General features: G+C 60.2%; 25 protein-coding genes. 8 read left to right on the forward strand and 17 right to left on the reverse strand.

The annotated features are described in order from the left end of the window. Window positions 1–6 precede the first annotated feature (6 nt). Window positions 7–1353 (reverse strand): sigma-54-dependent response regulator transcription factor AlgB, encoded by a 1347-nt coding sequence (gene algB / locus G7016_RS02525; protein ID WP_181111253.1) that lies wholly within the window; start codon window positions 1351–1353, stop codon window positions 7–9. A gap of 160 nt (window positions 1354–1513) precedes the next feature. On the opposite strand from algB, the gene G7016_RS02530 reads away from it, so the two are divergent. The 6 genes from G7016_RS02530 (at window position 1514) to G7016_RS02555 (ending at window position 6697) form a co-directional block, all read left to right on the forward strand. After that, complete coding sequence (locus G7016_RS02530; protein ID WP_181111254.1) at window positions 1514–2356, forward strand: BON domain-containing protein; 843 nt, start codon at window positions 1514–1516, stop codon at window positions 2354–2356. 131 nt (window positions 2357–2487) lie between these two features. After that, on the forward strand, window positions 2488–2835 hold the full coding sequence (locus tag G7016_RS02535) for a hypothetical protein (protein ID WP_181111255.1): 348 nt from the start codon (window positions 2488–2490) through the stop codon (window positions 2833–2835). 37 nt (window positions 2836–2872) lie between these two features. Further along, window positions 2873–3037, forward strand: coding sequence for a DUF1328 domain-containing protein (locus tag G7016_RS02540; RefSeq protein WP_040260491.1), 165 nt, complete (start codon window positions 2873–2875; stop codon window positions 3035–3037). A gap of 40 nt (window positions 3038–3077) precedes the next feature. Further along, on the forward strand, window positions 3078–3503 hold the full coding sequence (locus G7016_RS02545; protein ID WP_181111294.1) for an inhibitor of vertebrate lysozyme family protein: 426 nt from the start codon (window positions 3078–3080) through the stop codon (window positions 3501–3503). Between the two features lie 545 nt (window positions 3504–4048). Beyond that, on the forward strand, window positions 4049–5377 hold the full coding sequence (gene gltP, locus G7016_RS02550; protein WP_181111256.1) for a glutamate/aspartate:proton symporter GltP: 1329 nt from the start codon (window positions 4049–4051) through the stop codon (window positions 5375–5377). 90 nt (window positions 5378–5467) lie between these two features. Continuing rightward, complete coding sequence (locus G7016_RS02555; protein WP_181111257.1) at window positions 5468–6697, forward strand: nucleoside recognition domain-containing protein; 1230 nt, start codon at window positions 5468–5470, stop codon at window positions 6695–6697. On the opposite strand, the gene G7016_RS02560 is transcribed toward G7016_RS02555, so the two are convergent. From G7016_RS02560 to G7016_RS02630, 15 genes are all read right to left on the reverse strand, one after another. After that, window positions 6679–7734, reverse strand: coding sequence for a DUF5924 family protein (locus G7016_RS02560; protein ID WP_181111258.1), 1056 nt, complete (start codon window positions 7732–7734; stop codon window positions 6679–6681). The genes G7016_RS02555 and G7016_RS02560 overlap by 19 nt on opposite strands. 55 nt (window positions 7735–7789) lie before the next feature. Next, the gene (locus tag G7016_RS02565; protein ID WP_181111259.1) at window positions 7790–9190 is read right to left on the reverse strand and encodes a M16 family metallopeptidase; all 1401 of its coding nucleotides are present in this window, start codon (window positions 9188–9190) and stop codon (window positions 7790–7792) included. 73 nt (window positions 9191–9263) lie between these two features. Continuing rightward, entirely contained in the window at window positions 9264–10919 is a 1656-nt protein-coding gene (locus tag G7016_RS02570) for a Na/Pi cotransporter family protein (protein ID WP_181111260.1), read from the reverse strand. Between the two features lie 141 nt (window positions 10920–11060). After that, window positions 11061–11795, reverse strand: a complete 735-nt coding sequence (locus G7016_RS02575; RefSeq protein ID WP_181111261.1) for a TerC family protein — start codon at window positions 11793–11795, stop codon at window positions 11061–11063. A 58-nt stretch (window positions 11796–11853) separates the two neighbouring features. Further along, window positions 11854–13161: a CitMHS family transporter gene (locus G7016_RS02580; RefSeq protein WP_181111262.1), complete on the reverse strand. Its 1308-nt coding sequence runs from the start codon at window positions 13159–13161 to the stop codon at window positions 11854–11856. Between the two features lie 104 nt (window positions 13162–13265). Continuing rightward, on the reverse strand, window positions 13266–15227 hold the full coding sequence (locus G7016_RS02585) for a DUF7844 domain-containing protein (protein ID WP_181111263.1): 1962 nt from the start codon (window positions 15225–15227) through the stop codon (window positions 13266–13268). After that, window positions 15224–15544 (reverse strand): DUF2388 domain-containing protein, encoded by a 321-nt coding sequence (locus tag G7016_RS02590; RefSeq protein ID WP_181111264.1) that lies wholly within the window; start codon window positions 15542–15544, stop codon window positions 15224–15226. Before G7016_RS02590 ends, G7016_RS02585 begins: the two co-directional genes overlap by 4 nt. A 35-nt stretch (window positions 15545–15579) precedes the next feature. Then, on the reverse strand, window positions 15580–15873 hold the full coding sequence (locus tag G7016_RS02595; RefSeq protein ID WP_181111265.1) for a DUF2388 domain-containing protein: 294 nt from the start codon (window positions 15871–15873) through the stop codon (window positions 15580–15582). 106 nt (window positions 15874–15979) lie between these two features. Continuing rightward, window positions 15980–16306: a DUF2388 domain-containing protein gene (locus tag G7016_RS02600; protein WP_181111266.1), complete on the reverse strand. Its 327-nt coding sequence runs from the start codon at window positions 16304–16306 to the stop codon at window positions 15980–15982. 212 nt (window positions 16307–16518) lie between these two features. After that, a complete protein-coding gene (locus G7016_RS02605; RefSeq protein ID WP_181111267.1) occupies window positions 16519–16734 on the reverse strand; it encodes a DUF1127 domain-containing protein in 216 nt (71 codons plus the stop codon). Between the two features lie 320 nt (window positions 16735–17054). Next, window positions 17055–18548 (reverse strand): acetyl-CoA hydrolase/transferase family protein, encoded by a 1494-nt coding sequence (locus G7016_RS02610; RefSeq protein WP_181111295.1) that lies wholly within the window; start codon window positions 18546–18548, stop codon window positions 17055–17057. Between the two features lie 173 nt (window positions 18549–18721). Beyond that, a complete protein-coding gene (locus G7016_RS02615) occupies window positions 18722–20158 on the reverse strand; it encodes an NAD(P)(+) transhydrogenase (Re/Si-specific) subunit beta (RefSeq protein ID WP_181111268.1) in 1437 nt (478 codons plus the stop codon). Then, a complete protein-coding gene (locus tag G7016_RS02620) occupies window positions 20155–20472 on the reverse strand; it encodes an NAD(P) transhydrogenase subunit alpha (protein WP_181111269.1) in 318 nt (105 codons plus the stop codon). Before G7016_RS02620 ends, G7016_RS02615 begins: the two co-directional genes overlap by 4 nt. Window positions 20473–20486: 14 nt before the next feature. After that, window positions 20487–21608, reverse strand: a complete 1122-nt coding sequence (locus tag G7016_RS02625) for a Re/Si-specific NAD(P)(+) transhydrogenase subunit alpha (protein ID WP_181111270.1) — start codon at window positions 21606–21608, stop codon at window positions 20487–20489. A 353-nt stretch (window positions 21609–21961) separates the two neighbouring features. Next, window positions 21962–22870: a LysR substrate-binding domain-containing protein gene (locus tag G7016_RS02630; RefSeq protein WP_181111271.1), complete on the reverse strand. Its 909-nt coding sequence runs from the start codon at window positions 22868–22870 to the stop codon at window positions 21962–21964. A gap of 143 nt (window positions 22871–23013) precedes the next feature. On the opposite strand from G7016_RS02630, the gene G7016_RS02635 reads away from it, so the two are divergent. Together G7016_RS02635 and G7016_RS02640 are read left to right on the forward strand one after the other, a co-directional pair. Next, window positions 23014–24195, forward strand: a complete 1182-nt coding sequence (locus tag G7016_RS02635; RefSeq protein ID WP_181111272.1) for an acyl-CoA dehydrogenase — start codon at window positions 23014–23016, stop codon at window positions 24193–24195. A 12-nt stretch (window positions 24196–24207) separates the two neighbouring features. After that, complete coding sequence (locus G7016_RS02640; RefSeq protein ID WP_181111273.1) at window positions 24208–25428, forward strand: CaiB/BaiF CoA transferase family protein; 1221 nt, start codon at window positions 24208–24210, stop codon at window positions 25426–25428. A 29-nt stretch (window positions 25429–25457) separates the two neighbouring features. On the opposite strand, the gene G7016_RS24865 is transcribed toward G7016_RS02640, so the two are convergent. Beyond that, window positions 25458–25680, reverse strand: a 223-nt coding sequence (locus tag G7016_RS24865; protein WP_219856193.1) for a hypothetical protein, incomplete at its 5' end; no start/stop codon positions are given.

The raw sequence follows: 25680 nt of genomic DNA on the forward strand, positions 1-25680 counted from the left end.
ACGGCATCACAGATTGTATTGCTTACGTTTGCGGTACAGCGTGGAGGCATCGATGCCGAGTGTCCTGGCTGCCTGGTCCAACGTGTCGCTATTGGCCAGCACCGCGCCGATGTGCGCCTTTTCGAGCTCGTCAAGGCTCAGCGCCGCCCCAACCCGTGGCGCGTTGTTCGTCGGCTGTTCGGCCATACCCAGGTGGGTGACTTCCACGCGTTCCTGAGGGCAGATGATGCTCGCCCGCTCGATCACGTTGCGCAGCTCGCGAATGTTGCCGGGCCAGCGGTAGTTCAACAACGCCGAGCGAGCTTCCTCGCTGAACGTGCGGGCAGGGCGTGCGTATTCCTTCACAAAGCGGGCAAGGAAGCGATCCGCGAGGGTGAGGATGTCTTCGCTGCGCTCGCGCAACGGCGGCAGGTGCAAGGTGATGACGTTCAGGCGGTAAAGCAGGTCTTCCCGGAAGCGCCCGTCCTTGACCATGTCTTCAAGGTTCAGGTTGGTCGCCGCCAGAATACGCACATCTGCGCGGCGGGTGACCGGGTCACCGACGCGCTCGTATTCTTTGTCCTGGATGAACCGGAGCAATTTAGGCTGCAGGGTGAGCGGGAAGTCGCCGATTTCGTCCAGGAACAGCGTGCCGCCGTCGGCCTGGTTCACTCGGCCGAGTGTGCTCTCGCTGGCACCGGTAAACGCGCCTCGGCTATGGCCGAAAAGCTCGCTTTCCATCAGGTCTGCCGACAGTGACGGGCAGTTGATGGTGACACAGGCCTTCTTGGCGCGCTTGCTCCACCCGTGGATAGCCCGGGCGAGTTCGCCTTTACCGGTTCCCGATTCACCAAGGATCAGTATGTTCGCGTCGGTATTGGCTACCTGGCGCGCCGTTTCCAGCACCACCATCATGGCTGGGCTGTGGGAATCCAGACCGTCCTTCGGCTTGCGGATCTGGCCTTCCAGTGCTTCCAGGCGCTGCGACAGCTGACGTACTTCCAGTTGCTTGGCCGTGGCGAGGCGAAGCTGATCCGGGCTGCAGGGTTTGACCAGGTAGTCCGCCGCGCCGGCCTGGATGGCATCGACTGCCGTATCGACGGCCGAGTGTGCGGTCACGATCACTACACGCATCCAGGGGGCCAGGGTGCGCATTTGCGCAAGCACGTCCAGCCCATTGTCTTCACCCAGGCGAAGGTCAAGGAAGCACAGGTCGAAAACCTGGCGTTGCAGCAACGCTTCGGCCTGGGCCGCGCTGCTCGCTGTGGCGACGCTGTAGCCTTCGTCTTCTAGGCAGTAACGGAAGGTGCGAAGAATGGCTGCTTCATCATCAACCAGCAGGATACGGCCTTGATGATCCGCACCAGATTCCATTTTCCTACGCTCCTAAAATAAAGATCTTCTCTTAGTCCGAGAATTATCGGGCAAGTTGCAATGTCAATTCTGAACGATTTCACCCCTCACAGGGTAGCGCTCACTTGCAGTGCCTTTGATCGAGGCTGGGTTACCCGCGAGACATTACGCTGGAGGAAGCATGACGGGATATCACACGGCATTGACGCGATACGCGTTCGCAGCCGCTTTGAGCAGCACCGTTGCACTAGGAGCGGCTACTGCACACGCCGATGCGCTCACCGATGCTCGAACCGAAGGTGCTACCGGCACAGCATTGGCCCTTAACCGCGAACTGGCCAATGAAAAGATAGAAGTGAGGGTGGCCGGGGCTCGTGTAGTGCTCGACGGCGTAGTGGCGAGCGAGCAGAACAAAGCCCTGGCGGCTGCGCTTGCGAAAGCTGTCAGCGGAAGCGAGAGCGTGGACAACAAACTTGCCGTCGACCCTTCGCTGGCGGAGCGCCCACCGGTCAAATCACCGCAGCAGATCGCACTGGATGACCTGACGCTGGCTTCGGCGATTCGCTCTCGCCTCGCCTGGAGTGTTTCTACGGCAGGCGCACCGATAGAGGTGAGTGTGGATGGAGGTGTGGTAACACTGAAGGGCCAAGCCATCACCGCGCAAGCCAAGGAGTGGGCGGGTACGCTGGCGGCGAGTACGGACGGTGCCATAGTGGTCAACAACCTGATCAGCCTGCGGGCAGCGGATACGCGTACAAGCGAGGCCGAGACCCAGGCACGGCAACCGGACGAAGCGGTCAGTGATGGCTGGATCGCAAGCAAAGTGGCCCGCAGTTTTCAGTACGAGCGCTCCCTCGACGCCTTGCGCCTGGATGTAAAGGCCCGTGAAGGCATCATCACGCTTTCGGGCGAAGTAGACAGCCAGCCGCAAAAGGCGCACGCCGTGGCAATAGCGAGCCAGATCCGCGGAGTCAGAGGCGTGGACGCTGATCTGGTGAAGGTAGGGGCTAGAGCGGCTTTATAGCCCGGCATAATGCCATCATGCAAAACGCCCGGAGATTCATCGGGCATCGTGCAGCTTGCGTACCAGCCGAGGCGCTTTAGCCGCCGCAAGTGCCCGTAAAATAAGACTTTTCCTACAAATCGAAAGCTGGCATGCAGCCTGCAATAAACCCCTCAAACGCATCGGCATTTGATGCAACAGATTTCGGAGGGGTGAATATGAAACAGCCAGGTCAACGCGATGCTTCGGTCTCTTTCATCAATACGCATACCTTCCGCCAAGGCCTCTTCGCTTCCCTGGCGCTGATGCTGACCCTCGTGGGTGCTCAGCAGTTCCATTATTGGACCCAGCCATCCGAGCCGTTGATCCACACGCTGCATTCCTTGCAGGCACCTGCTCTCAACGCCGTGAGTGCATCCGCTTCGCAAATTTCTCGTCTTCAGCCCGTTGAACAAAGTGATGAGTTCCAGCGTCCGAGCGTAGACCGCTGGGTGTTTTGACGGCTAAAACCTGATCACAACATAAAGGAGTTTCACCATGCTGAGCTGGGCCATTACCTTCCTGATCATCGCAATCATTGCCGCTGTGCTTGGATTTGGCGGCATCGCGGGTACGGCTGCCGGGATCGCCAAGATCCTCTTCGTCATCTTCCTGGTGCTGTTCGTGGTGTCGTTCTTCTTCGGTCGCCGTGGGCGCCCGTGACGTGAAGGGCGTTATTTCGAGCCTGGTGTTCGCCGTGGCAATGGCCACGGCAATACCCGTGCTGGCGGACAACGATGGCCAGCAGCGAGCCGGTAACCTGATTGCAACAGATACTGAGTACCGTGATGCATGGCAGGGAGCCGTACGGAAGCAGGAGCGCCTTCCCGATTGGGTGTTGAACCTGTCCGGAGCCTCTTCTCCAATGAATGCCGTCACGGAAGATGGCGACAAATACCTGGTTGGGCAGGTGTGTGAGAAAGCTGATGACTGCCTGCACAACCGCGTGGTAGTTGCGTTCAGTTGGGACAAGTCCAAGGCCTACGTGCTTTGGGTTAGCGTTCCGCAGGGCGTTCCGGAAGACAAGACGCCTTCCAGGCATGCGGATTACCGCTGGATGGGCGATCCGGACGAAGGCATGCAGGCCATGTTGATGGAGCAGCTGAAAAGCGACCCCAACTGGTACTGACATCGGTTTTGAAGCGTTGTGTTGCGGAACTGTACAGCCTGAGGAAGGCTGTTACATGACCAAGGGGCCGGGATGCTTTGGCGGCTGTAGCGCTGGAGTGACCTAGGGGTACAGGGAGTGCCTCCACCGCGGGTGGGCCGGGTCAGGAAAAAAGCCTCGTGATGCCAGGCAAGCGGCTGTGTAGCCCGATGCCGCCGCATTTCGGGGCTTTTTTGACACCGCCCGTCGAGAAAGTGATGCTCGGGCCCGCCTCAGTTCAGTGTTCGGCTATCCGAACGTCTTATCGTAACCGTAAGACAACCCCTTGCAGCCTGGGGTGTATTGTTCGGTATCCCGAATGCCGCGATCTTCCATTCTTAAATCCTTTTAAATCAATAGTTTATTCATGCCGATTCGGCATAGGCTAGCCCGTTCCGGCATTAGACGGCAGGTTGCCACCCCTTGATAGTTCACCGCTTTTGCTGCCAGAGGCTCTGCTTCAGGCGGTAAACCATCGGCATGCCCAGCAAGGGCGTGACCCGAGTGAACCTGACCAAGGGTTAATAATGACAAAGCCAAAACTCAGCCTTGCGTGGCAAATTCTCATCGGGCTCGTGCTGGGCATTGCCCTCGGCGCGGCGCTTAATCACTTCAGTGCCGAAAAAGCCTGGTGGATCAGTAATGTCCTCCAGCCGGCAGGCGATATCTTTATCCGCCTGATCAAGATGATCGTTATCCCGATCGTGATCTCGTCACTGATCGTAGGCATCGCCGGGGTAGGTGATGCGAAAAAACTGGGGCGCATCGGCGTCAAGACCATCCTTTACTTCGAAGTAGTTACCACCATTGCCATCCTGGTGGGGCTGGTGCTGGCCAACCTTGTGCATCCGGGCAGCGGCATCGATATGAGCACGCTGGGTACGGTAGATATTTCGCAGTACCAGAAAACCACGGCCGAAGTGCAGCATGACCATGCGCTGGTGGCGACGCTGTTGAACCTGATCCCCTCCAACATTTTCGCCGCGGTAGTGCGAGGCGAGATGCTGCCGATCATTTTCTTCTCGGTCATGTTCGGCCTCGGCCTTTCCAGCCTGGCGCCAGAAACGCGCGAACCGCTGGTGCGCACGTTCCAGGGCATCTCGGAGACGATGTTCCGGGTAACCCACATGATCATGAACTACGCACCTATTGGCGTGTTCGCCCTGATCGCGGTAACCGTGGCCAACTTCGGCTTTGCCTCGCTGCTGCCGTTGGCCAAGCTGGTGGTGCTCGTTTATGCCGCCATTCTGTTCTTCGCGCTGGGCGTGCTGGGGCTGATAGCCCGGCTGTTCGGCTTCTCGGTGTTCAAGCTGATCCGCATCTTCAAGGATGAGCTGATCCTGGCTTACTCCACGGCCAGCTCTGAGACCGTTTTGCCTCGGGTAATCGAGAAGATGGAGGCCTACGGCGCGCCGAAGGCCATCAGCAGCTTCGTGGTGCCCACCGGTTATTCGTTCAACCTTGATGGGTCCACGCTGTACCAAAGCATCGCGGCGCTGTTCATTGCCCAGCTGTATGGCATCGACATGCCCATCGGCCAGCAGATCCTGCTGGTACTCACCCTGATGGTGACGTCCAAGGGCATCGCCGGGGTGCCGGGTGTTTCGTTCGTGGTGCTGCTCGCCACCCTGGGCAGCGTGGGCATCCCGTTGGAAGGCCTGGCCTTCATCGCAGGCGTGGACCGCATCATGGACATGGCACGCACCGCCCTGAACGTGATCGGCAATGCGCTTGCTGTTCTGGTGATCGCACGCTGGGAAGGCATGTACGACGACGCCAAGGGTGCCCGCTACTGGAACAGCCTGCCGCACTGGCGCAGCGGCGAGCGCTCGGCGCAAACGTCTACCTCGCGCTGATAGCTGTTGCGTGGCCGGGCGCCCTGCCCGGCCATAGCCTGCTCCCACCGGCCCGACTATCATGCCGGCATCGATCAGTGGGGGTTCACCATGCTCAACGGCCTTTGGCTCGGCTTTTTCATAGTGGCGGCAGTGTCGGCAATGGCCCAATGGCTGCTTGCCGGCAACAGCGGAATCTTCGCCGCCATGGTCGAAGCCATTTTCAATATGGCCAAATTGTCCGTCGACGTGATGGTGCTGTTGTTCGGCACCCTCACCCTTTGGCTGGGCTTTCTGAAGATCGCCGAAAAGGCCGGTATCGTGGACTGGTTCGCTCGCTTGCTCGGGCCGTTGTTCGCCCGGTTGATGCCCGAAGTGCCGAGGGGGCACCCTGCGCTGGGCCTGATCACCATGAACTTCGCAGCCAATGCCTTGGGGCTGGACAACGCCGCCACGCCTATCGGGCTCAAGGCCATGCGTTCGCTGCAGGAGCTGAACCCGCGCCCTGAAGCCGCCAGCAACGCGCAGATCCTCTTTCTGGTCCTTAATGCCTCGTCGCTCACCCTGCTGCCGGTCACCATCTTCATGTACCGAGCTCAACAGGGCGCGCCGGATCCCACCATGGTATTCCTGCCTATTCTGCTGGCCACCAGCGGTTCTACTCTCGTGGGCTTGCTCTCAGTGGCCTTCATGCAGCGCCTTCGGCTGTGGGACCCGGTGGTGCTGGCTTACCTGCTGCCTGGCGCTTTGCTGTTGGGTGGCTTCATGGCGTTTCTCGCCGGCTTGTCCGCCACGGCGGTAGCCAGCCTTTCCTCTCTGCTCGGCAACCTCACGCTGTTTGGGTTGATCCTCGGCTTTCTGGTGATCGGAGGGCTTCGCCGGGTACCGGTGTATGAAGCCTTCGTGGAGGGCGCCAAGGAAGGCTTCGACGTTGCCAAGGGCCTGCTGCCTTACCTTGTGGCCATGCTGTGCGCGGTAGGCGTGCTGCGTGCCTCGGGCGCCCTGGACCTGGCGCTGGAGGGTATCCGCCATGGCGTCCAGTGGCTCGGCCTGGATACACGGTTTGTCGATGCGCTGCCCACGGCACTGGTCAAGCCGTTCTCCGGAAGCGCCGCCCGCGCCATGTTGATCGAAACCATGCAGAGCAAGGGGGTGGACAGTTTTCCCGCGTTGGTGGCGGCCACTGTACAAGGCAGCACCGAAACGACCTTCTATGTGCTGGCCGTGTACTTCGGCGCCGTGGGTATCCAGCGTGCCCGCCACGCAGTCGGCTGCGCGTTGCTGGCCGAACTGGCGGGCGTGATCAGCGCGATTGCGGTGTGCTACTGGTTCTTTGCCTGAGCCGATGCATTGCCGGTCGGCGCCGCGTCATCGGCAATCGTGAACCGCAGGGCGCCGATGATCTGACCGTCTTCGGTCTCCACCCGAACTTTCCACTGGCCTGTGGGGTTACCCGGGAAGTTCTGCTTGCGCGTCCAGGCGCGGTAACCCTCTTTACGGCCGCCATGGATGTCCAGGGCGATGCGGTCGACTTCCGTGCCGTTGAACTCCCACACATGGAAAATGCGCTCATCCAGCCCCCGCGGTGCATTGATTGCCGTGTAGGCATATACCCCACTGCGTGCCTGGTTGACGGTCAAGCGGCTAAGGCCATCACCCGGGGTGCGGGTCTGGTCATCCAGGCTGAGGGTAATGGCGTCTTCGGTCATCCATAGGGTGGCTGGCGGCACCCAGGTGCGTAACAGCCAGCCCGCCCCGCCGATCGCCAGTGTCATCACTACCAGGCCGAGGGCCCTGCGCCAGTGGTTGAACGGGAAACTGCTGGCCAGGCTGGGGAACGACAGCAGCATGGCCACTACCAGCGCGATCTTGAAGGTTTCTGCTGTGGTGAGGTGAAGGATGATCGGCATCGCTGTAAGCAGCGCGGCGAACAGGGTAAAGGTGTGCAGCGCCAGGAACAGCCAGCGGCGGGGTGCTACCCAGCGGTAGTACAGCGGATCGGTGATGGACACAAGGCCGGCCAGGGTCAATAGCCCGGTGAACACCAGTTGGCCGCTATTCCAGGTGGTGGTGACGTAAAAGAACGGCAGCACGAAGAACAGGCTTTCCTGGTGGATCATCTGCGTGGCATAGCGCAGCAGCGGCTGAGGAATTTCCCGTTTGAAGTAGCGGCTGAACAGCCGATTGAAGGTGTTTTCGAACATCAGCCATACCCAGCTCACCAGCAGCAGGATGGCGATGGGCGTAGCCAGAGTGGCCTGGCGGTCTACCAGTACGAAGCTTCCAAGCCCGGAGCAGAAGCCAAAGGCGGCGACAATGCCCGGGTAGCGTTTGATCAGCTCGATGATTTTCAGAACAAAAGGCGGCAATGACTTCATGACGGCAACATAGGCGGAACGAAAGCCAAGGATACCGGCTTGGCGAGGTGGCCGCTCACTTGCCCGCCGAGCGTCGTCGATGGCGCGCGATGGCGATACACAGGGCCAGCCCTGCCACAGCCGCTAGCACGGACGAGACCGTGATCAGCGTGGCGAAGTCGTCATAGCCGATCAGCGATTTTTCGACGCGTATATAACCAGGGTCGGCAAACAGGCGCCTTGTTGCCTCGTCCGCCTGCGCCAGCGTTACCGAGCGCAGGGCGGCTGAGGGATCGGCAAAGCGGCCGTCTTCATAATCGCTCAGCGCGCCCCAGTAATAATCCGCCAGCCCGCTGTCGCCCTGGATAGCCCAAGCCAGGCGATCGATTGCCCCTGCTTTCAGGCGCTCGAAGGTAGGCCCATCCAGGCCTTTGTCCTTGACTTGGCGCGTCAGCGCCTGCACTGCCTCACGCGCTTTCTCGATATCGTCCCGGTCCAGGTCGGCATTCAGGCTCATCAGCGTGCTGTCGCCGAAGGGCTCGTTCAGGCTGCCCGGCCCGTAGGAAAGGCCCTCTTCCAGCCGTAGTTTCTTGTACAGCGCCCAGTCCAGATAGCTTTGCAACAAGTCCCATACCCCAGGCGGCAAATCCTCCACATCGGGCTCGGGGAAGTACCAGTGAAGCTTGGCCGTATCGCCGAGCCAGCCTTGGATCAGCGTGCGCTCTCGTTGGGCGGGCCGCTGCTCCAGCGTAAGTGGCGGATGGTCGCTGGGCTTGACCGAGGCGAGCTCGCCATAAGACCGCTCCAGATAGGCGGGAAGCAATTTGTCCAGCTCGCCCACAACGATCAAGGTCATGTTGTTGGGCGCATACCATTGCTGGCGTACCTGTTTCACCTGGGCGAGGGTAAGCCCGGCCGCAGAAGCGCGGTCGGCACAGCGCAAGCCCATCTCGATCGCCAGCTGGTTACTGGCGTCCTTGCCAAGGTCCTGGTGATCCAGCCAGCGCTGCAAGTGCGAGTAATGGCCACCGTCTTCGCGCTCTACGATGCGCCTGGCGGTATCAAGGCGGGCCTCGGTCAGCTCGGTGCGCGTGATGGCCTGCAGCAACAAGTCCAGCACTTTGCGCTGGTTGCGCGCGGGGGCTTCGATCACAAAGGTGGTGTCGGCTTCACTGGTAAAGGCGTTCCACTCCCCGCCCAGCGCTTGCATACGCTCCTCCAGGCCACCTTCGCCGCTGTCGTCCAGGCCGCTGAACAGCAGGTGCTCAAGCAAGTGGGGCAATTCCTGGCTGGCGCAGTTGAAGTCGCTGAACCCCACCCCTACCACCAGGCGAATGGCAACATGACCGCGGTCGGTGCCTGGCTTGAGCAATACCTGGAGGCCGTTTGGCAGGAGGTACCCTTGCACCTGCAGCCGGTCCAGCGCGGCACTGGGTAACGACAGCAACAGCAGGCAGGCGAACAACATGCAACGCATCTACGGGCTTCCTTGCACTAACCGAAAGGGCCGCGGCCGGCCCTCTTAACTGACTGCAACGTGCCCGCGACGTTCAAGAGAGCTGGGTAGCGGTGTCATCGCCCGCCAGCAGGGAGCCGGTATCACCGGTACCCAGCACCGCGTAAGCACTGCCACAGAACAGCGAGTTGAGCCGCTTCATATCCGCGATCAGCTCAAGGTGCAGCGAGCTGGTCTCGATACTTTGCACCACCTTGTGTTGCAGGCGGCTGACATGTGCGTGGGTAAGGCGCCGCTCTTGAGCGCGGAAGCGCCTTTTTTCACGTAGCAGCTGGCGAGCACTTTCTTCATCACGGCTTAAAAATACGTTCAGGCCCAGGCGCAGGTTGCTCAGCAGTTGGCCATGGAGCGTGGTGAGCTCTTCCAGGCCGATTTCGGAAAACGACCGGCGCTCGGAGGTTTTTTGCTGCTGTACCTTGCGCAGCATGCGCTCGATCAGGTCGCTGGCCAGGTTCAGGTTTACCGACAGCTCGATGATCTCGGCCCAACGGTGCCGGTCCTGATCGCTGAGTTCATCCAAAGGCATTTGCGCCAGATACAGCTTGATGGCGCTGGATAACGCCTCGGCATCATCGCCCAGGCTTCGCACTTCGGCGGTGACCGCCGTTTGAACGCCGCGCAAGGCGTTGAGCACCGCACCGAGCATGCTTTCGATGATATCGCCGATACGCAGTGTTTCACGCACGGCGTTGGCCAGCCCCAGGCTCGGGGTGCTCAAAGCGGTAGCGTCGAGGTGGCGAGGCACCGCGCGGCCACCGGTATCGGGGCGCTCGGGCAATAACGCCGCGCACAGCCGGCCCATGGGCCCAGCGGTGGGCAGCAGTACCAGGCAGCGCAGGCTGTTATAGAGCACATGGAAGCCGATCACCATGGACTGTGGGTCGAAGCCCAGGGTGTCCATCCAGTGAACCACCGGGTCCAGCACCGGAATGATCGCTACCAGGCCGATAAGCTTGTACAGCAGGCTACCCAGTGCCACCTGGCGCCCGGGGGTGTTCTGCATGTTGGTGGACATGAACGCCAGCAACCCACTGCCGATGTTCGCGCCAATCACCAGGCCAACGGCGACCGGCAAGCTGATCACGCCGGTTTCAGCCAAGGTGGCAGTGAGCAGCACGGCGGCCAGGCTTGAATAGGACACCATCGCGAAGAGCGCACCCACCAGCGCGTCCAGCAGGATATCGCCGGTCAACGAGCCGAACAGTACCTGCACCCCTTTTGCCTGGGTGATGGGCGCGGCCGCTTCTACGATCAGCTGAAGCGCCAGGATGATCAGCCCCAGCCCGATGCTCACGCGGCCAAGTTGCCCGAGGCGGGTTTGCTTGCGGGAAAGGAAAAAGACAACGCCGAGGAAAATCAGCAGCGGGGACAGCCATGACAGATCGAAGGTGAGCACCCGAGACATGACCGCGGTACCCACATCTGCACCCAGCATGATTGCCAGCGCCGGGGTAAGGCCCATCAAGCCTTGGCCTACGAAGGAGGTGGTGAGCATGGCGGTGGCGTTGCTGCTCTGAACCACAGCGGTGACGAGAATACCTGCCAGGAACGCCAGTGGCCGGTTGGCCATGTTCTGCCCCAGCAACCTGCGCAGCGCGGTACCGTACACACGAAGGATGCCGGTGCGAACGATGTGGGTGCCCCACACCAGCAGCGCCACGGCGGAAAGAAGATCCAGCAGGGTGAGCATGCGAAACGGCCTCCCTGATTAAGCCCCGGCGGGGCGAACATCCAGAACCGCTGAGGCCTGCACCTGTGGCCAGCAGGGCGCAGGCCTTGTTGAAACAAAACCGTAACATACGAGCGGGCCTTGTTGCAGCCCGCACGTGCCTCAGGCTTGTGTGTTGCGCTTCTTCGCGGCGCTAGTGCGCATTTTGATGTTGATAGCTTCCACCGCCAGCGAGAACGCCATGGCAAAGTAAACGTAGCCCTTGGGCACATGAACGTCGAATGCTTCGCCGATCAATACGGTACCTACCACCAACAGGAAGGACAGCGCGAGCATCTTCAGCGACGGGTGCTGGTCGATGAAGCGGCTGATGGTGCCCGAAGCAAGCATCATCACCAGTACTGCCACTATGATCGCCGCGATCATCACCGGTACATGCGACACCATCCCGACGGCGGTAATGACCGAGTCCAGGGAGAACACGATGTCGATGATTGCGATCTGAATAATCGTGTAAAGGAAATTACCGCCCTTACCCGAAGGTTCATCACCCCCCTCATCTTCACCTTCCACACCGTGGTAGATCTCCTGCGCGCTCTTCCACAGCAGGAACAGCCCACCGAAGAACAGGATCAGGTCACGGCCGGAAATGCCTTGCTCGAATACCACGAACAGGTCGGCGGTGAGGCGCATCACCCAGGTGATCGACAGCAGGAGCAGGATGCGCGTGACCATGGCCAGGGCCAGGCCGAACAGTCGGGTGCGGGCCTGCATGGCTTTGGGCATGCGGCTTACCAGGATCGAGATCATGATGATGTTGTCGATGCCCAGTACAATTTCCAACGCGGTCAGGGTGAAAAAGGCGACCCAGAGTTCCGGGCTGGTCAACCATTCCATTATTGATTCCTTTGGTAGAGACAACGGCGCTTGCTAGCGCTGAATACACGGTAGTGGATTAGAGCCCACCTGCCAGGGGAAAGATCCCCATGAGCAAGGCGGCGAACATTATGCACAGGCAAACCAATACTGCCCATTTAAGGGTGAAGCGTTGATGGTCGCCAAACTCGATGCCTGCCAGCGCTACCAGCAGGTAAGTGGAAGGGACCAACGGGCTTAGCAGGTGCACGGGTTGGCCAACGATCGAGGCGCGGGCCATTTCTACCGGGGTGATGCCGTAGTGCGAAGCGGCTTCTGCGAGCACCGGCAGCACGCCGTAATAGAACGCATCGTTGGACATGAAGAAGGTGAACGGCATGCTCACCAGCGCTGTAATCACGGCCAGGTACGGCCCCAACGCTTCCGGGATCACCCCCAGCAGGCTCTTGGACATGGCGTCTACCATGCCCGTACCCGACAGAATGCCAGTGAAAATACCCGCCGCGAAGATCAGCCCCACCACCGCGAGCACGCTGCCAGCGTGGGCGGCAATGCGGTCTTTCTGAGCCTGCAGGCAGGGGTAATTCACGATCATGGCAATACTGAACGCGATCATGAACAGCACGGGCAACGGCAGTACGCCGTTGATCAGGGCGACCATCAGCCCGGCGGTAAGCAGGCCATTGAACCAGATCAGCTTCGGCCGGCGTGCGTCCGGGAACTGAGATACCGTGATATCGCAGGAGGGCGCTTCATCACCTGGAAGGTGCAGCTCACCCAGGCGCGCCCTTTCACGTTTGCCGTACATCCAGGCGATGGCCAGGATGCCCAGTACGCCCGCGACCATGGCGGGCACCATCGGTACGAAGATATCGGAAGGGTCTACATGCAGCGCGCTGGCGGCACGGGCCGTTGGGCCACCCCAGGGCGTCATGTTCATCACGCCGCCGGCCAGAATGATCAGCCCGGCCATGATCCGCGGGCTCATGCCCAGGCGGCTGTACAAGGGCAGCATTGCCGCGCAGCAGATCATGTACGTGGTGGCGCCGTCGCCATCGAGCGATACCACCAAGGCGAGCACGGCGGTACCAACGGAAACCTTCAGCGGGTCACCCTTGACCAGCTTGAGGATCTTGCGTACGGCCGGATCAAACAGCCCGGAGTCGATCATCAAGGCGAAGTACAGGATGGCGAACATCAGCATTACGCCCGTGGGCGCCAGCTTGCTGATGCCTTCGAGCATCATGGGGCCGATCTTGGCGGCGAAACCGCCGAACAGCGCGAACAGGATAGGAATGATGATCAGGGCGATCAGGGCGGACAGTCGTTTGGTCATGATCAGGAACATGAACGTCACGACCATGGCGAAGCCAAGGAAGGTCAGCATGGCGAATCTCTTGTTGTTGTCTTCGTTATGGTCCGGGCACGGCACCGGTTGCCGCCGATCCTAAGCACTGTGGCTTTCGCCTGCCTTTCAGTGCCGCAAGGTAGCTAAGGCAGAATCAACCCGCCGCTGGCCTTGTGCAGGTCGCGCAGGTGCTGGCCGATGGCCTTGAGATTGGACTCGCTGGCAGCGATGGCTGCAGCGCGCTCTGGCGTCAACAAGGCACGGACTTCCTTGTCGAGGTCGACGCTCAGCTGTTGCAGCTGTCGTTGACGCTCACCCGATGCCTGCTCCAGGCGCTTCCACTCGCTTTCCTGAGGCAGCCCGTAGCCTTCTGCGCCGAGCAGCTCAGCGGGGCGGCTGAGGAACCCGCTATTGGCGAGGATGGCCTGAAGGGTTTCGTTGGCATTGCCCACGCTCTGGTCGCCGGCGTCCCGAGCGCCCAGGTAACGCTGCTTCACTTCCTCCTGAGCCAGCAGCAGTTGCCGCCGGTAGCCGGCCTGCTCCAGCAACAGCAGCGCGGCGCTGGTGCGTAAGTCGGCCTTGGCGAACCATGCGTCGCGCGCTGCCGCAGGTTGCTCCAGCCACTCCTCCACCGTGTTCTGGGGGATAGGCAGCTGCTGCTTCAGAATCGTGAACATCGCCTGATAGCGGTCCCGGAAGGAGTCGAACAGGTACCCACGGCGCAGGGCTTCACGCTTGTCCTTGAGCACATTCCCGTCAGCGAGCCCCCGCGCTTCCAGTACGCTCAGCAAGCCATTGGGCACGATACTGTCCATGCTCTGCAGGGCCGGGTTCTGGGTCCCGGCACGCAGCAGTTTGAGTGTTTCCACGGCGCAGTTGTTGGAGAGGAAGTAATAGTTGCCGTCGTAGCTCCAGTGCATCTCGGCCGCATGGCGCACCAGGGACTGGATTTCCAGGCGGCTGAGTTTGAGCGGTACCGAAGCCAGGCTGCGCAACTCGGTCTTGGTGTATTCATCAATCACCTGAGACAGCGGCAGTACGAACAGTCGAGACGGATAGGCACCGTTGAGCCCGCCCCAGGTGGAGAGTTGTACATCGTTGACGAAGGCGCGGAACGACAGCACCAGGCTGTATTCGAGGTCCAGCCTGCAGTCCGGCCCACGCGGCCTGCCCGGGGCGCAGATGACCAGCCGAAGCATGCTGTGGCCCCAGCGGCTTACCCAGTTCTGATTGGCCTCTGCCAACAGGTAATCGACTTCATAGACCCGCTCGGGGTCGATGAGCCCAAGCGGCTGGCGTGCAAAATCACTGCCTGCGTTGAGGAATGGCAACGCGGTGGGACAGTTGGCCTGGCTGGCCGGTGCCCAGCCAAAGTGGCCTTTGAGGTAGGCATATAGCTCAGGCCGGCGGCAGGCATAGGCGGGGTCTAACAGGAAGTATTCCATGTTGACCGCGATAAATTCCTTGGGGCTGCTGGTTTCGTACAGGTCCGGGCTTCGTGCGATCTGCCGGTTAGCCTGTTCACGCTCGCCGCGTCGGCCCACGGCCTGGGGCCATCCTGCCAGGTCCAGCAAGCGCGGGTCGTCGCTCAAGGTGAACCGTCGCTCCTTTTGCCCTCTGCACGCTTGCGCCAGGCCCACTTCGCCCAGTGCCGCCTGCTGTTGGCGGCATCGCGTAATAAGGGCTCGTTCGCTGGCTGGCCATAACCGCGCCCGGTCATAGAGGTGGGTAAGCTCGTGCAGAACCGTCGCCAGCATCTCTGCCCGCACAGTGCCATGAGGGCGGCCGGTTTTCTCGGTGGCGGCCGAACCGTCAACCAGGCCAGGTAACAACCGGCGATTGAGTTCCAGCGTAGACACCAACCCTGCCTGCCCGTAGGCATCCTCGGGCATGTGGGTTGTCCAGCTCACGTGAACAGTGCGGTCCAGCGCAGCAATAAACGCGGGAGGCAGTGCGGCTTTGGCCTCATCGAGCAGTGCTTGAGTTGCACTGTGCTCTGCAGGTGTAAGACCAGGATCGTCTATCAGCAGCTCCAGCGCCGCACTTGCGGTAGCGCTGAAAAACAGGAGGCCGCCGGCAAGCAGCCAGGCGGCCAAGGCTTTCACAGGGCGAGAATGGCTTCAGCCAGTGCCTGGTCGCTCGCGCCTTGTGCTTCGGGCAAGTGGGCACGCAGGGTGGCCAATGCGGATTCCAGTTGAGCGCTTCGGATATCACCTTGGCTGGCAACGTAGCTCGCCGCGTCATCCTTGGCCTGCAGCACCACTTTGGAATCACGGATGGACGTGGTGGTGTCCGAGGTGAAGTCGATCGAGCGGCCGAAGGCGCGAACGATGATATTGCTGGTTTGCTCCAGTGTGTGGGCTTGCGCCGCATCAGCCAGGGCGAACAGGCCCAAGGTAGCGACGATCAATGTGGTGCGCATGGTATCTCCGGAAAAACGGGGGGTGTAAAAAGTGCCTATTGGACGAGTATCGCCTGCGCCAGTTCAAGGTCGCTGGCGTTGTGGTCCGATGCGTCGCGCCGCAGGGCCTGCAGGGCTGCCTCGAGCCGTACGCCCCGGTCCCTGCCTTCGGTGGCCACGAACGCAGCGGCATCATCGCGCGCATTGGCGATGATCTTTTTGTCGAACGGTGCCGTGGTGACCTGACTGGTCACATAACCGCTGATGATGACGCCTTGCGTGGTGGTATCGAAAGCCTGGGCAGTGCCAGTACAGAGCAGCCAGGTAAGTAGCAGGAACGGATAGCGCATGGTTTTTGAGGGCATTTTCAACGAAGCGGCAAGGCTAGCGCATGCGCATCGGCGGAGCTAGGCCTTGGCCGGTCCGCAGCGCTCGCCTTGCGCAAGTTTCATCCGCTCAGCTGGCAACAATGGCCTTGGCCAGTTCGATATCGCTGGCTTGCAGCCCAGGCATCTGCCCACGAATCCAACCCAGGGCGCTTTCGAGGCGAACTCCTCGGATTTGCCCTTGCGTGGCAACAAAGCTGGCTGCATCGTCTTTTGCCTGCTGCACGATCTTGTTGTCCCGTAGAGACGAAGAGACGTCCGAAGTGGCATTGGTGCTCGCATCCACCGCACGTACAACGGCGTCTGTAGTGACCACGAAGCTGGAAGCCTGGGCCCCGCTCGCGATTCCGAGAACGAGCGCGCCGGCGAGCGCCAGACCTTGTTTAGCGTTAAGCATAATGACTCTCCCTGCGTGGCCCAGCGGAGCGCTGGCCTGCGACCGATGTATTAGAACCGCGAAGGGAAAAAGATTCCATCGTGGCGCTTATTCAGGGCAGATACAGTTAAAGAATTTTCGGGCTTAAGATAAAACTGTATTTGAGTGTCATAGATACAAAAAAACCCGCCACGGAAGCCGTAGCGGGTTTTTGATGTCACCCGAAAGTGCGCTTAGCGCCAGAAAGGCTTGCTCAGCTCTTCGTAACGCTGGGATTCGCTGATACCGGCGTCGGCCAGCAGTCGAGCATCCAGGCGGGCCAGTTGATGGCGGCTGGCCAAGCGGCGCTGCCACAGGCTGAGGCTGGCGAGAATACGCAGCGGCAACGAGGTCTGGTTGCGGGTGGTGGTTGCAGTGAATTGCAGGTCGGAACTCAGGGTACGTTCCATGGTGGTCATCCTTCCGCTTGTGGCGGGATTCAAGTGGTGATCTGAAGATGAGCAAATGATGCGCCTCAGCCACCCGAAATCATATGCACAGTTCACTAATAAGAGTGGCATTCAGTTATCTGTTTTACGCCACTGTACTACCCTAACCGGTGCATTCTGTACTGGTGTGCACCGTATTGGAGCATTTTGGTACTTGAAATGCGCTAGACGGCTAAATTTTCCTGGATTCTGAGCGGTACAGCAGAACAGTTTCTGCCAGCTTGCGTGATTAACACCTTGCTGGCACCGAACTGTTTTGCTCCACAGACCGCTCCGTATTCCTATTCGGCAAGCATGCGGCCGGTTGTTTCGGCATTGATGTGCCAGCTAAGGGCCTCCGTCAGGTTGTGAGGGGTATGCCCGCCTTTCATGCAGGCAGTTTCGAAGTACTCCCGCAGCGCGTTTTGGAAAGCCGGGTGCACACAGTTCTCGATAATCGCCTGGGCGCGTTCCCGTGGGGCAAGGCCGCGCAGGTCTGCCAGCCCCTGTTCAGTCACCAGAATGTCGACATCATGCTCGGTATGGTCCACGTGGCTGGCCATCGGAACGACGCTTGAAATGGCGCCACCCTTTGCGATGGACTTGGTAACAAATATGGCCAAGTGTGCATTGCGAGCGAAATCTCCCGAACCCCCGATCCCGTTCATCATCCGGGTGCCTGCAACGTGGGTAGAGTTCACGTTGCCGTAGATGTCGAATTCCAGCGCTGTGTTGATACCAATGATGCCGAGGCGCCGAATGACTTCCGGGTGGTTGGAAATTTCCTGGGGCCGCAGTACCAGTCGGTCTTTGTACCGCTCGAGGTCTGTGAACACTTGCTCATGGCGGCGCGCGGACAGCGTGATGGAGCTACCGGAGGCGAAGCTCAGTTTGCCGGCGTCGAACAGGTCAAAGGTTGAGTCCTGAAGCACTTCCGAATACATCGTCAGGTCGTGGAACGGCGAATCCAGCAAACCATGCATCACCGCATTGGCGATTGTGCCGATCCCTGCCTGCAATGGCATGAGCCGTGGCGTGAGCCGCCCAAGCGCTACTTCATTGTTGAAGAAGGCTACCAAGTGATCCGCGATGGCTTTGGTGTCCTCGTCCGGGGGAAGCACCGTGGAGTTCGAATCCGGTTGGTTGCTGATGACGATGCCCACGATCTTTGCCGGATCGATCGGGATCGCCGTGCTGCCGATACGGCTATCGCAGGCGACCACTGGGATAGGTGTGCGCGTAGGCCGGTAGGTCGGGATATAAATGTCATGCAGCCCTTCTAGGGAGGCTGGCTGGGAAAGGTTGATCTCCACGATCACCTTGTTCGCCAGGATCGCGAAGCTGGCCGAGTTACCCACCGAAGTGCTTGGGACGATGTGGCCCTGTTCCGTGATTGCCACGGCTTCGATCACAGCCAGGTCCACCGGCTTGAGCTGCAGGTTGCGAAGCTGTTCTACGGTTTCGGAAAGGTGCTGGTCGATAAACATGACCTTCCCCTCGTTGATGGCCTTGCGCAGCGTGCTGTCGACCTGGAACGGCATGCGCCGTGCCAGCACTCCGGCGTCGGTCAATTGCTTGTCCAGGTCATTACCCAGGCTGGCGCCTGTCATCAAGGTAATCTGCAGCGGATGGTTGCGCGCGCGCTCCGCCAGCGCCTGGGGAACGGCCTTGGCTTCACCGGCGCGGGTAAAGCCACTCATGCCCACCGTCATCCCGTCTTCGATCAAGGCGGCGGCTTCGGAAGCGGGCATCACCTTGCTGAGAAGGGAAGGCAGGCGAATGCGATCGGTGTACATGGACATGTCTCTCCAGGGAAATCAGGCGACAAGTCTATTGAACCGCGGCGGTGCCTGACCATCGACCAAGGTCGAAGGAAAGGCTCTGGAGAGGGGTTTTCAGTGTAAAACAGTATTGCGGGGATGGTAACGAACGGGCCCGGTGGTGAAGCCGGGCCTCTGTTATTGAGGGGTTATTCGACCGCTTTGACCATGTCCTCGATGACCTTTTTAGCGTCGCCAAACACCATCATGGTTTTGTCCAAGTAGAACAGCTCGTTATCAAGCCCGGCATAGCCGCTTGCCATGGAGCGTTTGTTCACGATGATGGTACGGGCCTTGAACGCTTCGAGGATGGGCATGCCTGCAATCGGGGAGTTCGGGTCGTTCTTCGCGGCCGGGTTGACCACATCGTTGGCCCCCAGCACCAGCACAACGTCTGCCTGGCCGAACTCGGAGTTGATGTCGTCCATCTCGAACACCTGGTCGTAGGGGACTTCGGCTTCGGCGAGCAGTACGTTCATGTGGCCAGGCATGCGGCCGGCAACCGGGTGAATGGCATATTTCACCGTAACCCCGTTGTGGGTCAGCTTCTCGGTCAGCTCCTTGAGGGCATGCTGCGCGCGGGCTACTGCCAGGCCATAGCCGGGCACGATGATAACGGTGTCGGCGTTGCTCAGCAGGAAGCTGGCGTCGTCCGCCGAACCGGATTTCACTGGCCGCGCTTCCTGGCTACCCGTACTGGCGCTCGCCTGAGCGTTACCGCCGAAGCCACCGAGGATCACATTGAAGAACGAACGGTTCATCGCCTTGCACATGATGTAGGAGAGGATTGCCCCTGACGAACCTACCAGCGAGCCGGCAATGATCAGCATCGAGTTGTTGAGCGAGAAGCCGATGCCCGCCGCTGCCCAGCCTGAATAGCTGTTGAGCATGGACACCACTACCGGCATGTCGGCCCCGCCGATCGGGATGATGATCAGCACGCCCATTACAAATGCGAGCACCAGCATCAGTGCAAAGGCGGTGTGGCTGCCACTGAGCATGAACACAAGCCCAAGGCCGACCGTAAGTATGCCCAGCAGGAGGTTAAGCTTGTGTTGGCCGGCGAACTGTACTGGCGCACCCTGGAACAGGCGGAACTTGTATTTGCCCGAGAGCTTGCCGAACGCAATCACGGAGCCGGAGAAGGTAATGGCCCCGATGGCCGCGCCGAGGAACAGCTCGAGGCGGTTGCCCGCAGGGATAGGATCGCCCAGCTGCGCGACGATGCCCAGGGATTGCGGCTCTACTACGGCCGCAATGGCAATGAACACCGCTGCCAGGCCGATCATGCTGTGCATGAAGGCTACCAGCTCCGGCATCTTGGTCATTTCTACCCGGCGCGCCATGATCGACCCCGCCGTGCCGCCAATCAACAGCCCAAGCAGTACGTAGCCAATCCCTACCCCCGCCAGCTCCGAACCCAGCTTGAAGATCAGTACCACAGTGGTCAGTACGGCCAGTGCCATGCCCGCCATCCCGTACAGGTTGCCGCGGCGGGAAGTGGTGGGATGCGACAGCCCCTTGAGCGCCTGGATAAAGCAGATGGATGCCACCAGATAGAGAAGGGTAATCAGGTTCATGCTCATTGCGCGTCGGCTCCGGGCTTGGCTTTTTTCTTGAACATTTCCAGCATGCGACGGGTAACGAGGAAGCCACCAAACACATTCACTGCGGCCAACGCCACGGCGGCCGTGCCCATGAATTTGCCGAGCGGGGTTACGGTCAGCGCAGCAGCCAGCATCGCGCCTACGATCACGATGGCGGAGATGGCATTGGTGACCGCCATCAGCGGGGTGTGCAAGGCGGGTGTAACGTTCCACACCACGTGGTAGCCCACATAAATGGCGAGCACGAAGATGATCAGGTTGTAGATGCCGTGAGAGATCAGCATGTCATCCATTGCGATATTCCTTTTCAGGGCTGCTTGCGCAGAAGTTGGCCGTCCCGGCACATCAGGCAGGCCGCGACGATGTCGTCTTCCAGGTTGATGTCCAGTGCCCCGTCCTTGCCCAGAATGAGCTTGAGGAAGTCCAGCACGTTGCGCGCATACAGCGCGGAGGCGTCCGCGGGCACCTGGGTGGCAAGGTTGGCCGGGCCTACGATAGTCACGCCATGGGCGTTAACCACTTGATCCACGACCGTGAGCGGGCAGTTGCCACCTTGGGAGGCCGCCAGGTCTACCACCACGGCGCCGGGTTTCATCTGCGCGACGGTTTCGGCGCTGAGCAGCATGGGCGCCTTGCGGCCCGGGATAAGTGCGGTGGTGATAACGATATCCGCCTGCTTCGCCCGCTCATGTACGGCCTGAGCCTGGCGCTGCATCCAACTGGCTGGCATGGGCCGGGCATAACCTCCCACACCTTGGGCGCATTCGCGTTCTTCGTCCGTTTCGTACGGCACGTCGATGAATTTCGCGCCCAGCGATTCGATCTGTTCCTTCACGGCCGGGCGGACGTCGGACGCTTCGATGACCGCGCCTAGCCGCTTGGCGGTTGCGATGGCCTGCAGCCCCGCCACACCGGCGCCAAGTACCAGTACCCGCGCGGCTTTCACGGTGCCGGCGGCGGTCATCAGCATCGGCATGAACCGCGGATAATGCTGGGTGGCCAACAGCACAGCCTTATAGCCGGCGATATTGGCCTGGGAAGACAACACGTCCAGGCTCTGGGCGCGGGATGTACGGGGCGCAGCCTCCAGCGCGAAGGCGGTAATGCCCTGCTCTGCCATGCGCGCCAGGCCTTCGGCGTTGAATGGGTTGAGCATGCCTACCACGACCGTACCGGCAGCGAGGGCGGTCAGTTCCTCGGCACTCGGCGCAACGACCTTCAACACCACCTGTGCGCTCAGCACCTGGGATGGATCCCCGATGCTGGCGCCCGCTGCTTCATAGGCGGCATCCGGGATGCTCGCGGCCACACCTGCGCTGGCTTCGACCACCACGCTGTGGCCCTGGCCGATCAGCTTCTTGATTGTTTCGGGAGTGGCCGCCACGCGGGTTTCCCCGGGGTGGGTTTCTAGTGGAACGCCTATGCGCACGATCTTTCTCCTCGCTGAAACTTTGTTCGAGCTTGCACTTTTAAAAGACGCAGGCCGCCCTGCAATAAGCAGCAGACTGAAGTGGTTAAAGGAAATGCCTGGCTGCATTCTGCATAGGCATTCAGCCGCTATCAACTATTAATGCTTTGCAGGTGTATTTGTTCGTTTGCGGGTGTTACGCAAGTGGCTGTAATCATTGCAGTTAAAGCCGCTCGCAGGCCCTGTTTTAGGTCGCAAAGGCCCGCAGGCCGGGCGGTCTGGGCTAGACCGGCTGGTCTCTAAGTGGTGGGTGCGTCAATCGCTTACAGCAAAGTTAGTTATAGCAGCTATTCTTTACGCGCATGGATTGGAAGTTATGGCTGATAGTCTTCAAAGGAATAGTTGCGCGCTGCGCCGATCAGCCAGTCCCTGAAAGCTTTCAGCGAAGCGGATTCAACTTTTCTTTCCGGAATCATCAGGTGATAAGCACGAGCGTCGGAAAAGGCATGTTGATGTGCTATCACCAGCTCTTTTCTGAGTAATTCCTGCTCAATTAAAAAGGGTGGAATCAGCGCGACGCCCATTTGATGGATAGCGGCCTGGGCCAGCATCGAAAACAGCTCATAACGGGGGCCGGTAAGGTCCCGCGCCACTTGTAGCCCTGCGGAGTTGAACCATTGCCGCCATGCATACGGCCTGGTCGTTTGCTGGAGCAGCGGCAGCTCGGCAAGGGCTGCCGGGTGTTGCAAGGTGCCCCCGGGCAGCAGCGCCGGGCTGCATACGGGAACCGACCGTTCGCCCATCAAGGGAAAAGCCTGTGCGCCCGGCCATTCACCGTCACCAAAGTAGATCGCGGCATCAAACTGCGTATCGGCGAACAGGAACGGCCGGGTTCTGTTGGTGAGGTTTACCGTCACGTGAGGATGCAGCCGCTGGAAATCTTTCAGCCGTGGCAATAGCCACCGTGTGCCGAAAGTGGGCACCACTGCGAGTTCGATAGCCACCGCACCCTGCTGGCCCATGACCGACAAGGTGTCCCGCTCCACCGCATCCAGCTGAGCGGCGACCTGCCGGCTATAGGAAAGCCCCGCTTCGGTCAGTTTTACCCCGCGGCGTGAGCGCCGAAACAGCTCCACATTAAGAAAGCCCTCGAGCGCGGCGATCTGGCGGCATACGGCGCCCTGGGTCAGCGATAGCTCTTGCGCTGCCTTGGTGAAGCTCTCGTGGCGGGCTGCGGATTCGAAACTGACAAGGGCTGCAGTGCTAGGGATCTTTCTGCGCATGGCTCATGACCTCGGCTGGCATTTGCGCCTTTGTGCGGCTTTCGGAGTGAGAAATCAACACAACAGGGTGCAGAAAGCTCGTTTGAGTACTGCCGTCGCGGCATCTAGGCTTAACGCACTGTTACTTTTTCGAGGACCGCACCATGGCCACAAAAGCGAGCTTTAACTGGATTGACCCGTTACTGCTGGATCAACAGCTCACAGAAGAAGAGCGCATGGTGCGGGACAGCGCGGCTCAATTTGCGAACACCAGCCTGGCGCCCAGGGTGCTGGAAGCCTTCAGGCACGAGCTGACCGACCCTGCCATCTTCCGCGAGATGGGCGATATCGGGTTGCTTGGCGCAACCATCCCTGAGCAATACGGCGGCAGCGGGCTGAATTACGTGTGCTACGGGTTGATCGCCCGTGAGGTGGAGCGAATCGACTCTGGCTACCGCTCCATGATGAGCGTGCAGTCTTCGCTGGTAATGGTGCCGATCAATGAATTCGGCACCGAAGCCCAGAAGCAGAAGTACCTGCCCAAGCTTGCCAGCGGCCATTCGATCGGTTGTTTCGGTTTGACCGAGCCTAATCATGGCTCGGACCCAGGGGCAATGATCACTCGCGCCAGGAAGGTCGATGGCGGTTATCGCATGACCGGCAACAAGATGTGGATCACCAACAGCCCGATCGCCGATGTGTTCGTGGTATGGGCCAAGGATGACGAAGGCGATATCCGCGGTTTCATTCTAGAGAAAGGCTGGGAAGGCCTTACTGCACCCGCCATTCACGGCAAGGTTGGGCTGCGTGCTTCTATTACCGGCGAGATCGTGATGGATAACGTGTTCGTGCCCGAAGAAAACGCCTTCCCGGATGTGCGTGGGCTTAAAGGCCCCTTCACCTGCCTGAACTCGGCGCGGTACGGAATTTCCTGGGGTGCCCTTGGTGCAGCTGAGTATTGCTGGCATACGGCACGGCAGTACACCCTGGACCGTCAGCAGTTCGGCCGGCCGTTGGCGGCCACCCAACTGGTACAGAAGAAGCTCGCTGACATGCAGACCGAAATCACACTCGCCCTTCAAGGGTGTCTGAGGCTGGGGCGCATGAAAGACGAAGGCACGGCTGCGGTGGAGATCACCTCGATCATGAAGCGCAATTCGTGCGGCAAGGCCTTGGACATTGCCCGCCTGGCGCGGGACATGCTCGGCGGCAATGGCATCTCCGACGAATTCGGCGTAGCTCGTCACTTGGTCAACCTCGAAGTCGTTAATACTTATGAGGGCACACATGATGTGCACGCGCTGATTCTCGGCCGCGCTCAAACTGGCATCCAGGCCTTCTATTAAGGAGTAGCGGCCATGGGTGCGTTGTCCCACTTGAAGGTGCTGGATCTCTCACGGGTATTGGCGGGCCCCTGGGCGGGCCAGATTCTGGGTGACCTCGGCGCGGAAGTCATAAAGGTAGAGCGCCCCGGGAACGGTGATGACACCCGTGCGTGGGGACCACCTTACCTGAAGGATGCAAAGGGCGAGAGCACGGGCGAAGCGGCGTACTACCTGTGCGCCAACCGTAACAAGTCTTCAGTGACCATCGACTTCACCAAGCCGGAGGGGCAGCGCCTGGTCCGTGCACTGGCGGCCAATTCGGATGTGCTTATCGAAAACTTCAAGGTTGGCGGCCTCGCCGCCTATGGCCTGGACTACGCCTCACTGAAGCAGGTCAATCCTCGGCTTATCTATTGTTCCATCACCGGGTTCGGCCAAACGGGGCCCTATGCCCGCCGCGCCGGTTATGACTTCATGGTGCAGGGCCTGGGTGGGTTGATGAGCCTCACCGGCAGGCCTCAAGGGGAAGACGGCGAAGGGCCGGTGAAAGTCGGCGTGGCGCTTACGGATATCCTCACGGGCTTGTATTCCACCGTGGCGGTGCTGGCGGCGCTCGCCGAACGCGAGCAGAGCGGCGAGGGCCAGCATATCGATATGGCACTGCTGGACGTTCAGGTCGCCTGCCTGGCAAACCAAGCCATGAACTACCTCACCACGGGCATCGCGCCAAGGCGGCTGGGTAATGCACATCCTAATATCGTCCCGTATCAGGATTTCCCTACAGCCGATGGCGACTTCATTCTTACCGTGGGCAATGATCAGCAATTCAGGAAGTTCGCTCGGGTAGCTGGCTTCGAAGGCTGGGCAGATGATCCCCGCTTCTCTACCAACGCTGCGAGGGTTGCGCACCGGGCGGTACTCGTTCCGCTCATTCGCCAGGCTACGGTATTCAAAACAACGGCCGAGTGGGTTTCGCTGTTGGAGGAAGCGGGCGTGCCCTGTGGCCCTATCAATGACCTGGCGCAAGTGTTTGCAGATCCGCAGGTAAAGGCGCGGGAGCTGGAGGTCGAACTGGCCCACCCGTTGGCCGGGGTACTGAGGCAGGTGGCAAGCCCGTTGCGCTTGTCCCGCACGCCGGTTGAGTACCGCCTGGCGCCGCCCCTGCTCGGCGAGCACACAGCTGCCATACTACAAAGGGAGCTGGAACTCGACATCGACAGCATCGCTTCGCTACGGGCTCAAGGGGTGATTTGAGAGATGTGTTAAATAAGTGTTGACGCCCTCTAGAAAGCCCTTATAATGCGCCCCACTTCCAGCGACAACGGAACGGCAAACTTCTTGAGAATCAACGAGTTAGCAGTTCGGGTAAGCGGGAAGTGGCTTCGATCTCCGGATCGGATGCGGTGAAAAAGGGGGTTGACAGCAGGTGGTAACGCTGTAGAATTCGCCTCCCGCTTCGAGAGGTAAGTGAAGCGGTCAAGTGTTTGAAGTTGAACGAGAAATTCT

Origin of the sequence: Pseudomonas japonica (assembly GCF_013522925.1) — a bacterium.
GTDB classification, from domain to species: Bacteria; Pseudomonadota; Gammaproteobacteria; order Pseudomonadales; family Pseudomonadaceae; genus Aquipseudomonas; species Aquipseudomonas japonica_A.